Annotated in this window: 9 protein-coding genes; 7 read left to right on the top strand and 2 right to left on the bottom strand. The window is 64.7% G+C overall.

The annotated features are described in order from the left end of the window. Both RTX98_RS16765 and hutI read right to left on the bottom strand, forming a co-directional pair. A partial coding sequence (locus RTX98_RS16765) for an aromatic amino acid lyase (protein ID WP_312797962.1) occupies positions 1-735 on the bottom strand: 735 nt, incomplete at its 3' end. 261 nt (positions 736-996) lie between these two features. Then, complete coding sequence (hutI, locus tag RTX98_RS16760; RefSeq protein ID WP_312797961.1) at positions 997-2,217, bottom strand: imidazolonepropionase; 1,221 nt, start codon at positions 2,215-2,217, stop codon at positions 997-999. A gap of 90 nt (positions 2,218-2,307) precedes the next feature. Here hutI and RTX98_RS16755 point away from each other — a divergent pair, with 90 nt between their 5' ends. The 7 genes from RTX98_RS16755 to rpsU all read left to right on the top strand — a co-directional run. After that, positions 2,308-3,657: a formimidoylglutamate deiminase gene (locus tag RTX98_RS16755; protein ID WP_312797960.1), complete on the top strand. Its 1,350-nt coding sequence runs from the start codon at positions 2,308-2,310 to the stop codon at positions 3,655-3,657. Further along, the gene (gene hutC, locus RTX98_RS16750; RefSeq protein WP_312797959.1) at positions 3,657-4,373 is read left to right on the top strand and encodes a histidine utilization repressor; all 717 of its coding nucleotides are present in this window, start codon (positions 3,657-3,659) and stop codon (positions 4,371-4,373) included. The genes RTX98_RS16755 and hutC overlap by 1 nt, the downstream gene beginning before the upstream one ends. Positions 4,374-4,446: 73 nt before the next feature. Then, complete coding sequence (locus RTX98_RS16745; RefSeq protein ID WP_312797958.1) at positions 4,447-5,136, top strand: D-lyxose/D-mannose family sugar isomerase; 690 nt, start codon at positions 4,447-4,449, stop codon at positions 5,134-5,136. A gap of 97 nt (positions 5,137-5,233) precedes the next feature. Further along, on the top strand, positions 5,234-8,581 hold the full coding sequence (locus RTX98_RS16740; RefSeq protein ID WP_312797957.1) for a transglutaminase family protein: 3,348 nt from the start codon (positions 5,234-5,236) through the stop codon (positions 8,579-8,581). 70 nt (positions 8,582-8,651) lie between these two features. Beyond that, complete coding sequence (locus tag RTX98_RS16735; RefSeq protein WP_312797956.1) at positions 8,652-11,078, top strand: circularly permuted type 2 ATP-grasp protein; 2,427 nt, start codon at positions 8,652-8,654, stop codon at positions 11,076-11,078. Beyond that, positions 11,078-11,962, top strand: coding sequence for a transglutaminase family protein (locus RTX98_RS16730; RefSeq protein ID WP_312797955.1), 885 nt, complete (start codon positions 11,078-11,080; stop codon positions 11,960-11,962). Before RTX98_RS16735 ends, RTX98_RS16730 begins: the two co-directional genes overlap by 1 nt. 230 nt (positions 11,963-12,192) lie before the next feature. After that, the coding region (gene rpsU / locus RTX98_RS16725) for a 30S ribosomal protein S21 (protein ID WP_312797963.1) at positions 12,193-12,357 on the top strand (165 nt) is incomplete at its 3' end.

Raw genomic sequence — 12,357 nt, 5'->3', positions numbered from 1 at the left:
CTTGCGCAGCGCATGGATGCGGTGATCGAAGGGTGCATCCGAGCCACGGGCCGCATCGGTCGACAAAGCGCCGGTGACAAGCGCGGTCTGGAACAGCGTTTCGGCCTCGAACAGGCCGGCCAGCGCGTAAGCCGTGGAGAACTGCGTGCCGTTGAGCAGTGCCAAGCCCTCCTTGGCGCCGAGCACGGCCGGCTTCAAACCGGCGGCTTCCAGTCCTTGAGTGGCCGGCACGCGGGTCTCGCCCTGCCAGATCTCGCCGACGCCGATCATCGCCGCCGTCATATGCGACAGCGGCGCCAGATCGCCGGACGCACCGACCGAGCCCTGCGCCGGCACCACGGGAATGACGTTTTTCGCCAGCATGGCTTCCAGCAGTTCCAGCGTCTTCAGCTGAACGCCGGAAGCGCCCTGCGCCAGGCTCGCCAACTTCAACGCCATCATCAGCCGCGTGACAGCTACCGGCATCGGCACGCCGGTTCCGGCCGAATGGCTGAGCACGATGTTGCGCTGGAGCGTCGCCAGATCGGCATCGGGGATGCGCACGGACGCCAGCTTTCCGAAGCCGGTATTGATGCCGTAGACAGGCTCGCCCTTCGCCAGAATGCGCGCAATGGCGTCAGCACTGGCCTGAACCTTCGGCTTGCAGGCCGGATCAAGCGCGATATCGGCGCCGCGCCAGATCGCGCGCCAGTCGGCCAGCGAGGCGGAGCCGGGATGGATGGTGATGCTAGGCATGATGGTGCTCCGGGAATAGCGCGGACGGGGCAGGACCCCCACCCCTTACCCCTCCCCTCAAGGGGGAGGGGGATTCTGAGGTGTGGTCGCTTAATGGCAAGGCAGCAGGACGGGGCACCACAACGGCACGCGCATCCCTTACAATGAAGTAGAACGCGTCGGCGCTAGGCGGGAATGCAGTAGAAGGCAGCGCTGCGCTGACGTCCCCCTCCCCCCCCTTGAGGGGAGGGATAAAGGGTGGGGGTAACACGGTCGCCACCATCACCTCCCCCGCCAAACCCGCGCATGCAGCGGATTGAACCCAATGCGGTAAACAAGCTCAGCCGGACGCTCGATGTCCCAGATCGCCAAGTCGGCCCACTTGCCGGCTTCCAGCGTTCCCACCTCATCCTGCAGCCCCAGCGCCTGGGCAGCATGGCGGGTGACGCCGGCGATGCATTCGGCGACCGTCATCGAAAACAAGGTCGCGCCCATATTCATGGTGAGCAGCAGCGAGGTCAGCGGCGAGGTGCCGGGATTCGAGTCGGTGGCAAGCGCCATCGGCACATTGAAACGGCGGAACAGGTCAATCGGCGGCTTCTTGGTTTCGCGAATGAAATAGAACGCGCCGGGCAGGATCACGGCAACCGTGCCGCTCCTGCTCATCGCCTCCGCACCCAACGCGCTCGTATGTTCGAGATGATCGGCCGACAAAGCGCCGTAGCTTGCAGCCAAAGCCGCACCGTCGAGATCGCTGAGCTGGTCGGCATGCAGTTTAACCGGCAGGCCGAGTGCCTTGGCGGCATCGAACACCCTGGCGATCTGCTCGGGCGAAAACGCGATGCCTTCGCAGAACCCATCCACCGCATCGGCAAGACCATCGCGCGCGATCGCCGGCAGCATTTCGGACGCGACCTTCTCGATATAAGCGTCCTTGTCGCCGCCCGCTTCAACCGGCAGCGCATGGGCGCCGAGGAAGGTCGTGCGCACCGATACCTGACGTTCGGCAGCCAGCCGGCGTGCCGCGCGCAGCGACTTGGACTCGCTTTCACCGTCGAGCCCGTAGCCGGACTTCACCTCAATTGTGGTGACGCCTTCCGCCAGGAGCGCATCGAGCCGCGGCAGCGTTTCCTTCACGAGCTGATCCTCGGAAGCAGCGCGTACGCCGCGAACCGATGACACGATGCCGCCGCCGGCACGCGCGACTTCCTCGTAGCTCGCGCCGGCCAGCCGCATCTCGAACTCGTTGGCACGGTTGCCGGCATAGATGAGATGGGTGTGGCAATCGATCAGACCGGGCGTGATCCAGCGATCCTCGCAATCGATCACCTGCGCATTGCCAAGCCCCGTTGGCAGATCACTTTCCGGCCCGGCATGCACGATCCGGCCGTCCACGGCCGCCACCGCACCGCCCTCGATCTCACCCAGGCCGCCGAGATCAAGTCGTAGCGTCCCCAGCCGAGCATTGCGCCAGATGGTCGGTCGAGCGGCAGATCCGGCCATGATCACACTTCCCCGTCGGATGGTTGTTATGTATAGACATAATGAACGAACAGGCGCAGGCTTGGCAAGTGAGAAAACGAGGTGTCAGTGATGACCAGTATCCATGCTAGCCAAGCGCTGCTTTCCACCGGCTGGACCGATAATGTCAGGCTGAGCCTCGACGGTGGCCGCATTACCAGGCTGGAAACCGGCATCGCGCCTCAAGCCGGTGACGAGCACCATGCCATCCTTCTGCCGGCAATGCCGAACGTCCACAGCCACGCTTTCCAGCGCGGCATGGCGGGTCTGGCCGAGGTGCGCGGACCGGGTTCCGACAGTTTCTGGAGTTGGCGCGAGGTGATGTACCGCTTCGCGCTGACCATGACGCCCGAGGATGTCGAAGCGGTGGCCGCGCAGCTTTACGTCGAAATGCTGGAAGCAGGCTTCGGCCGCGTCGGCGAGTTCCATTACCTGCACCACCAGCCGGACGGGCGGCCTTATGCCGATATCGGCGAGCTCGCCGCACGCATCGCGTCGGCCGCCAGCGATACCGGCATCGCGCTGACGCTGCTGCCCGTCTTCTACGCCCATTCCGGCTTTGGCGGCGGAGCGCCGAACGAAGGCCAGCGCCGCTTCATCAACACCCGAGACCAGTTCGCCGCCTTGGCTGAACGCTGCGAAACGCTCACAAACGCCCTGCCGAACGGCGTCACCGGTCTCGCTCCACACAGCCTCCGCGCCGTCACTCCGGAAGAACTCGACTGGCTTGCCACTCTGCGACCGGACAAGCCGATCCACATCCACATCGCCGAACAGGTGAAGGAGGTCGAGGACTGCCTGGCCTGGTCCGGGCAGCGGCCGGTCGAGTGGCTGCTCGATCATCAGGCGGTGGACCATCGTTGGTGCATGATCCACGCCACCCACATGACACCGGCCGAGACGCAAGCCTTCGCAAAAACCGGCGCGGTGGCCGGCCTTTGCCCGATCACCGAAGCCAATCTCGGTGACGGCATGTTCGAGGGCGTGGATTTCGCCCAACACGGCGGCGCAATCGCGATCGGCTCGGATTCCAACATCGAGATCGGCGTCGGCGCCGAGTTGCGGGCGATGGAATATGCCCAGCGCCTGAAACATCGCGGCCGCAACATGCTCGTTGAACCCGGCAAGTCGAACGGAGCGGCGCTGTTCAACCGTTCGCTCGTTGGTGGCACGCAGGCGCTCGGCGTTCAAGGCGGCCTCCATGAAGGTGCGGCGGCCGATTTTGTCAGCCTCCAGGCCGATGATGTCGCGTTGGCCGGTCGCGATGGCGATGCCATCCTCGATGCCTGGATCTTCTCCGGCCGTCCGCTTGTGGACTGCGTCTGGGTCGACGGCACCAAGCAGGTCGAAGCCGGCCGCCACGCCAGGCGCGAAGCCATCGCCCAGCGCTTCACGCGCACGGTCGAGCGGCTGCTGTCCTGATGAACCGCGCCATCCCGATTCATCGCAGGATCCGTGCGGCGATCGAAGACAAGATCCTGTCCGGCGATTGGCCGCCCGGCACGCGCATCCCAGCCGAAACCGAGCTCGCCGCGACCTACAACTGCGCCCGTATGACCGTAAACAAGGCGCTGACCGAACTCGCCGCCGACGGGCTGATCGAGCGGCGGCGTAAATCCGGCAGCGTGGTGAAGCGCCCCGTTCTGCAATCGGCCGTCTTGGAAATCCACGACATCAAGGCGGAAGTGGAAGCCGCCGGCTTTGCCTATCGCTACCGGGTCGAAAAGCGAAAGGTCCGCAACGCCACCCGCCCCGATTGCGAACGCCTGCAGCTGGAAGCACCGGTTTCGGTTCTCGCCCTTTCCTGCCTCCATCTGGCGGACGATCGCCCCTTCTGCTGGGAAGACCGCCTGATCAGCCTGTCCGCTGTGCCGCAAGCGCATGATGCCAGCTTCACCCATCAATCGCCCGGCGCCTGGCTGATCGACGAAGTGCCCTGGAGTGCTGCCGAACACCGCATCAGCGCCGTCGCCGCCGACGCATCCCTGTCCGCCCTCCAACTCGCCCCCAACACCCCCTGCCTCGCCATCGAGCGCCGAACCTGGAACGCCGAGGAGCCCGTCACCCATGTGCGCCTGATCTATCCAGGCGACGCCCATGCGCTCGTGGCGCGCTTTGCGCCGTCGAAAGCCGGCTAATAATCAGGTTCTTCTGGCTACTGCCGTGACGTTGCGATAGGGTACCGCTGCATATTGAGCGGGAGGGCTTTCCATGAAGCGGTCGAGGGTCAACGCCATTCTGCGCGAGGGCGAAGCGTTTATTCGCTCGTTCAACTTCGCTATGCCGCCTTTCGCATCCTGGTCGCCGCGTGAGCTCATCGAGCGCCGGCCGGCCGGCATCATCGACGCACGGCTCGGCTGGGACATCACCGATTACGGCCAGGGCCGGTTCGACGAGATGGGCCTGTTTCTGTTCACCGTGCGCAACGGCCGCGCCGAGGATCTGACGCGCGGCACCGGCATGCTTTATGCCGAAAAGATCATGATCTCGCGCCGCGACCAGCTTTCGCCCATGCATCGCCATGTCGTAAAGGCCGAGGACATCATTAATCGGGGCGGCGGCAAGCTGGTGATCGAGCTGTTTGCCGGCGCGCCGGATGGCTCTCTCGACCGCGAAGCCGACGTCACCGTGCCGACCGATGGCGTGTTGCGCACCTTCAAGCCCGGCGGCAAGCTGGTGCTCGAACCCGGTGAAAGCGTCACGCTGATGCCCGGCGTCTGGCACGCCTTCTGGGGCGAAGGCGCGGATGTGCTGATCGGCGAGGTGTCGACGGTGAACGACGACCTCACCGACAACATCTTTGCCGAACCGATCGGGCGCTTTTCCACGATCGAGGAAGATGAAGAGCCTTACCGCCTCCTTGTTTCCGATTACGATGCGGCACTTGGCAGCCCGGCCTAAGACCATGGGCTAGGCTTGCCAGATCGCATCCGAACGCGATTTAGTAGTCTCGTAAACATCAAGCGGCCGAAAGAGCCGCCGGGGAACGAGAGACTGCATGGCGATCAAGGCTGCGATCCACCACCTCACGCATTACCGCTACGACCGTCCCGTCACGTTGGGACCGCAGATCATCCGCCTGAGACCGGCGCCGCATTCGCGCACAAGGGTGATCTCACATTCCCTGAAGGTTTCGCCGGACAACCATTTCGTCAACCTGCAGCAGGACCCCTACGGCAACTGGCAGGCACGCTTCGTGTTTCCCGAGCCGGTGCGCGAGCTGAAGATCGAGGTCGATGTCGTCGCCGACATGACGGTCTACAACCCGTTCGACTTCTTTGTGGAGCCGGAAGCCGAAAGCTTCCCCTTCACCTATCCCGCCGACATCGTGGACGACCTGTCGATCTACCGCACGCCGGAAGACGCAGGGCCGAAGCTACAGGCTTTCCTCGACACGATCGAGCGCGAGGCGCCGTCCACCGTCAACTTCCTGGTCGATCTCAACACCCGCATTTCCCGCGAGATCGCTTATCTCATCCGCATGGAAGCGGGCGTGCAGACGCCGGAGGAAACGCTGGAGCGCGCATCCGGCTCGTGCCGGGACTCGTCCTGGTTGCTGGTGCAGGTGCTGCGCCATCTCGGCTTTGCGGCGCGCTTCGTGTCCGGTTATCTCGTTCAGCTGAAGCCCGACCTTGTGTCGCTGGATGGACCGGCGGGCACCGCCGTCGACTTCACCGATCTGCATGCCTGGGCGGAAGTCTATCTGCCCGGCGCAGGCTGGATCGGCTTCGACCCGACCTCGGGTCTGCTTACCGGCGAAAGCCACATTCCGCTTGCCGCCACGCCGCACTACCGGAATGCGGCACCCATCAGCGGTCTGGCGAGCTTTGCCGAAGTCGATTTCGCCTTCGACATGCGCGTTGACCGCGTGGCCGAACATGCGCGCATCACCAAGCCGTTTTCGGACGAAGCCTGGGCCGAACTCGACGCGCTCGGTCACGCCATTGATGCCGAATTGCAAGCAGAGGACGTGCGCCTTACGATGGGCGGCGAGCCGACCTTCGTGTCGATCGACGACTTCGAATCTGCGGAATGGAACACGGCTGCCGTCGGTCCCACCAAGCGCGACAAGGCCGACCAGCTAATCCGCCGCTTGCGCGAAAAGTTCGCGCCGGGCGGCTTCCTGCATTACGGTCAGGGCAAGTGGTATCCCGGCGAAACCCTGCCGCGCTGGACCTTCTCGCTTTACTGGCGCAAGGACGGCGAGGCCATCTGGACCGATCCCGACCTCATCGCTACCGAAACAGCCCAAACCAGGGCCGGCCCGCGCGAGGCGGAAGCGCTGACCGCCGCCATCGCCGAACATCTCGATCTGCCGACCGACGCGGTTGCGCCCGCTTATGAGGACCCCGCCGAATGGGTGCTTCGCGAGGGCAACCTGCCTCGCAATGTCGATCCCAATAATTCGGAACTCGCCGATGCCGAAGCGCGCAATCGCATGGCGCGCGTCTTCGAGCGCGGTTTGAACAAGCCGTCCGGCTACGTCCTGCCGGTGCAGCGCTGGAACGCGCAGGCATCCGGCCATCGCTGGCAGACGGAAAAGTGGAAGACGCGGCGCGGCAAGCTGTTCCTGGTGCCGGGTGACTCACCTGTCGGCTATCGCCTGCCCTTGAGCGCGTTGGAACACATCCCGCCGGCCCGCTTCCCCTTCATCGTGCCGACCGATCCCTCCATCGACCGCGCGCCCTTGCCGCCGCGCAGCGCCCTTTCCGCGCCCGGTTCGCAGAACCAACAGGGCGATGATCGCAATCTGCCGGAAGCCTCGTTCGAGGCAGGCACCACGACACAGAACCAGATCGAGCAGACCGCCTCCACCATCGAAGGCGTCGTGCGTACGGCGATCTCCGTGGAACCGCGCGATGGCCGTCTTTGCGTCTTCATGCCGCCGGTGGAAGCGCTGGAGGATTACCTTGAGCTAATCGCCGCAGCGGAAGAAGCCGCCAAAAAGATCGGCCTGCCCGTTCATATCGAAGGCTATGCTCCGCCGCAGGACCCGCGTCTGGAGGTCATCCGCGTCGCGCCCGATCCGGGCGTCATCGAGGTCAACATTCATCCGGCCGCGAACTGGCAGGACTGCGTCGACACCACCACCAAGCTCTACGAGGAAGCGCGGCAGACCCGGCTCGGCGCCGACAAGTTCATGATCGACGGCCGCCACACCGGCACCGGCGGCGGCAACCATGTCGTGGTGGGCGGCGCAACGCCGATGGACAGCCCGTTCCTGCGCCGGCCTGATCTGCTGAAGAGCCTCGTGCTTTATTGGCAGCGCCACCCCGCTTTGTCCTACCTGTTTTCCGGCCTGTTCATCGGCCCGACCAGCCAGGCGCCACGCGTCGATGAAGCACGCCATGACGCGCTTTACGAGCTGGAAACGGCGCTCGCACAGGTGCCCAAGCCCGGTGAGGGTCTGGCACCTGCGCCCTGGCTGGTGGACCGTCTGTTCCGCAACCTGCTGGTGGATGTCACCGGCAACACGCATCGCTCCGAAATCTGCATCGACAAGCTGTTTTCGCCCGATGGTCCGACCGGCCGGCTAGGGCTCGTGGAATTCCGTGGCTTCGAGATGCCGCCCTCTCCTCGTATGAGCCTTGCCCAGCAATTGCTGGTCCGCGCCATCATTGCCCGCCTGTGGAAAGCTCCGCTTGATGGCAATTTCGTGCGCTGGGGAACCGCTCTGCATGACCGCTTCATGCTGCCGCATTACGTCTGGGCCGATTTCCGCGGCGTGCTGGCCGATCTCACCCGCCATGGTTTTCCGGTCAAAGCCGAATGGTTCGAAGCGCTGCTCGAGTTCCGCTTCCCCTTCTGCGGCGAGGTGGAAACCGAAGGCCTTCGCCTCGAGATCCGGCAAGCGCTGGAGCCGTGGAACGTACTTGGAGAGACCGGCGCGATCGGCGGAACGGTGCGGTATGTCGACTCCTCCGTCGAACGCGTGCAGGTGCGCGCCGAAGGCTTCAACCCCGAGCGCCACGGCGTGCTATGCAACGGCCGCGCCGTGCCCCTGCAGCCAACGGAAACGAACGGCACCTTCGTCGCCGGCGTGCGCTTCAAGGCCTGGCAGCCCTCATCCGGCCTGCACCCGACGCGCCCGGTGGATGCACCGCTCACTTTCGACATCTTCGACCGCTGGTCGGGCCGCGCGCTCGGCGGCTGCGTCTACCATGTCGCGCATCCCGGCGGGCGCAACTACGACACGTTCCCGGTCAACACCAACGAGGCCGAAGCGCGTCGCCTCGCCCGCTTCATCCCCTATGGCCACACACCGGGTTCAGCCACGTTCCGGTCTGAACAACCATCGCGTGAATTTCCGCACACGCTCGACTTACGTCGTCCGGCTGATATCTAAGCTTTTCCAGCAAAAGTGCGCAGCGGATTTGCGTCCGGAAATGCTTGGAAATAAAGGGGCTAGAGCATTGATGGTGAGACTTTTCCCGCGATCAGTGCTCTATCAGGCGGCCACGCTTAGAGCCAGCCCAAAACCTGGGCTGGCGCGCTCTTATCGCCCGTTCCCCGGCGTCTTTGACGAGATGATGGCGGCGGATGGAACCGTGCGCCCGGCGTGGCAGCCGCTGATGGACGCGCTGAACGGCCTCAAGGCGGACGAGATCAGCCGCCGCTTTGCCAGAGCCGACCGCTATCTCAGCGATGCCGGCGTTTTTTACCGGCTTTACAACGGCGGCGGCGCGACCGAGCGGCAGTGGCCACTGTCGCATCTGCCGCTGATCCTCGACGAAGCGGAATGGCAGGCCATCGCCGCCGGCCTCACCCAGCGCGCCGACCTCCTTGAAGCACTTTGCGCCGACATCTACGGTGACAACCGCATGGTGGCGGAAGGCCTGCTGCCGCCTGAACTGATCGCCGACAATCCCGAATGGCTGCGCCCGATGGTCGGCCACACGCCATCAGGTGGCCACTTCCTCCACTTCTTGGGCTTCGAGCTCGGCCGCGACCGTGACGGTCGCTGGCGGGTTCTCGGCGACCGCACGCAGGCGCCATCTGGCGCTGGCTTTGCGCTGGAAAACCGCGTCGCCATCACCCGCGCCTTCGGCGACACCCACAGCGCGATGAATGTCCATCGCTTAGCTGGCTTCTTTCGCGACTTCCGCGAGCATCTTTCCGGCCTACGCCGCAGCGCTGATGAAGCGATCGCCATCATCACGCCCGGCCCGCTCAACGACACCTATTTCGAACACGCTTATATCGCCCGCTATCTCGGCTTCCCCCTGCTCGAGGGCGAGGACCTAGCGGTGGTTGACGGCAAGGTCAACGTCCGCACGGTGTCCGGTCTCAAGCCGCTTGGCGTACTTTGGCGCCGACTCGATGCCGCCTTCACCGATCCGCTGGAGTTCCGTGCCGATTCACGCATCGGCACGCCGGGGCTGGCCGGCGCGTTGCGCGACAAGCAAGCCGCCATGGTCAATGCGCTCGGCTCCGGCATCCTGGAAACGCGGGCACTGCTTGCCTTTTTGCCGGCCCTGGCCGAACGTCTCGTCGGCGAAGACCTGAAGCTTCCCAATATCGCGACCTGGTGGTGCGGGCAGCCAACCGAAGCTGCATTCGTCCAGGAGCGCTTTGACGATCTCCTGATCGGCCCCGCCGTCGCCACCGGCCTGCCGGTGGAAGATGGCATCACGAAGCTCGGCGCTGCCATGACGGCGACGGCCCGCCAGGCTGCCTTGCATGATCTGGCTGTGAACGGCAGAAGCACGGTCGGCCAGGAAGCCATTGCGCTCTCCACCATGCCGGTCAACCTGCGCAGCCGCCTGGTGCCGCGCCCCGTGGTTCTGCGTGTGTATGCGGCGCGCACCGCAGAGGGCTGGACGATCATGCCCGGCGGTCTGGCGCGCATTGCTCAAACCACCGATCCCGCGGCAATCGCCTTGCAGCGCGGCGGCCGCGTGGCCGATGTGTGGGTGACGAGCCCCAAGCCCGTCGATCAGGTCACCCTGATGAGCCGCGAAGGCGATGAGGTTGTGCGCACGCCGCAGGGCCTGCTGCCCTCGCGCACCGCTGACAACCTGTTCTGGCTCGGTCGCTACGTCGAGCGCGCCGAAGACACGGTGCGCATCTTGCGCGCTTACAACAGCCGCCTCGCCGAGCGCCCTGATGACCGCTCCGGTCTTCTTGCTATGACCGCAGGCTATCTCAAGCCTCTTGGCACCGATCCTACCCGCGGCATCCCCGCTTCACTTGTGGATGCGATCGACGACGTCCAGCATACGGCCGCGCGCGTCCGCGACCGCTTTTCGCCCGATGGCTGGCTCGCTCTGCGCGACCTGTCCAAGGCGGTCGGGCAGTTCGCGCCCAAAATTCAGCCCGGCGACGATGCGGCGCGCGCCATGACCGTGATCCTGCGCAAGCTCACCGGCTTTTCAGGCTTGGTGCATGAAAACATGGTGCGCTTCACCGGCTGGCGCTTTCTGGAAATTGGCCGCCGCCTCGAACGCGCAATTCAGATGGCGCGCTCGATCGACACCTTCGCCGACAGGGACGCTCCCGACGGCGCGCTCGATATGCTGCTGGAGATCGGCGACAGCACCATCACCCATCGCCGGCGTTATTCCATGACCTTCCGCGCGCTGTCTCATATCGACCTTCTTGCGCTCGATCCGCTCAACCCCCGCTCGATCCTGTTCCAGCTGGCCGAGTTGAAAGCGCAGATCGAACTTCTGCCATCGCGCGGCGAGACTTCTGCCCGTTCGCCGTTACGTCTCGAAGCCCTGCGCCTGCACACCGCGCTCGCGGTACGCGAACCCGCGGCCATCGACCGCGCCGTGCTGGACACGCTGCGCAACGATCTCGCCGGCCTGTCGAACCTCCTCACCGCGACCTATTTCCGCTGATGCTTTACGACATTCGTCTCAGCCTGCGTTACGATTACGGCTATCCCGTCGCCGGCGGACGCCATCTGCTGCGCGTCACGCCGCCTACCCTGCCCGGCATCCAGACGGTGGTTGCCAATTCCCTATCGGTTTCGCCGGAACCGGGAGAGCGCCGCGACGCAACCGATTTCTTCGGCAATGCAAGCACGGCGCTCGGCTTCAACAAGCCGCATGACGATCTCGAGCTCGTCATGTGTGCGCGGGTCAAGGTTGAGCGCCAGACCGCGGCCTTCGACATGTCGCCCGACATCGAAGGACTGGCCGGAGAGATCGCCGCTGTGCGCTCACTCGGCGCCCATTCACCGCATCACTTTCGCAGCCAAACCGAGCGCCTGCCCCACGTTCCCGACATCGCCGCCTATGCACAGACAAGCCGCGCCGCCGGCCGCTCGGTGCGCGCCACGGTCGAGGATCTCGGCCGCCGCATCTACAACGACTTCGCCTATGATCCCGACGCCACGCGCGTGGACACGCCCATCACGGAAGCCTTCGCGCTCAGACGCGGCGTTTGCCAGGACTTTGCCCACATCATGATTGCCGCCTGCCATACGCTTGGCATCCCCGCCGGCTATGTCAGCGGCTTCATCCGCACCATCCCGCCGGAGGGGCAGGAGCGGCTCGAAGGCGCGGACGCCATGCATGCCTGGGTCCGCGCCTGGTGCGGCCGCGAAGCCGGCTGGGTGGAGTTCGATCCCACCAACGACATGGCCGCATCCGACGACCACATCATCGTCGCCACGGGGCGAGATTACCGCGACGTGTCCCCCATCATCGGCGTGCTCCAGGCCGGCGGCCGGCACAAGACTGACCAGAGCGTGGATGTGAAGCCGGTAACGGAAGGCTGAACGCGCTTCTGGTAGAAGCGGTGGAAATCCTCTCGGGTGGATTCACTCTGCATGGGGATCGCCTTAAGATTGCGCCGCATCGCCTCCCAGCTAAATTTTGCCGCAAGGGTTGCGATTTTTCCCGTTTGGCCCTAGGTGAAGCGCATCTGTCGACCGTGTTGGATTCTTATGGGTCCTGTTCCGGTCGCCTAGCCCGGAAAATTCGACCAAAAAGACCAAGGGGTCAGTCATTGCAGGTTCTCGTCCGTGACAACAATGTGGAGCAGGCGCTCCGCGTTCTGAAGAAGAAATTGCAGCGCGAAGGCGTGTTCCGCGAGATGAAGGCGCGCCGCTCCTTCGAGAAGCCGTCCGAGCGCCGTGCGCGCGAAAAGGCTGAAGCCGTGAGCCGCAGCCGC

Origin of the sequence: Tianweitania sp., from assembly GCF_032053605.1 — a bacterium.
Classification (GTDB): Bacteria; Pseudomonadota; Alphaproteobacteria; order Rhizobiales; family Rhizobiaceae; genus Tianweitania.
The sequence above is the reverse complement of the archived record's forward strand: the minus strand, read 5'-3'. Positions and strand labels throughout refer to the sequence as shown.

Coding starts and splice junctions, on each gene's coding strand:
- RTX98_RS16755 (WP_312797960.1), top strand. CDS start 2,308: ATGACCAGTATCCATGCTAGCCAAGCGCTGCTTTCCACCGGCTGGACC.
- RTX98_RS16735 (WP_312797956.1), top strand. CDS start 8,652: ATGGTGAGACTTTTCCCGCGATCAGTGCTCTATCAGGCGGCCACGCTT.
- RTX98_RS16740 (WP_312797957.1), top strand. CDS start 5,234: ATGGCGATCAAGGCTGCGATCCACCACCTCACGCATTACCGCTACGAC.
- RTX98_RS16730 (WP_312797955.1), top strand. CDS start 11,078: ATGCTTTACGACATTCGTCTCAGCCTGCGTTACGATTACGGCTATCCC.
- hutC (WP_312797959.1), top strand. CDS start 3,657: ATGAACCGCGCCATCCCGATTCATCGCAGGATCCGTGCGGCGATCGAA.
- RTX98_RS16745 (WP_312797958.1), top strand. CDS start 4,447: ATGAAGCGGTCGAGGGTCAACGCCATTCTGCGCGAGGGCGAAGCGTTT.
- hutI (WP_312797961.1), bottom strand. CDS start 2,217: ATGGCCGGATCTGCCGCTCGACCGACCATCTGGCGCAATGCTCGGCTG.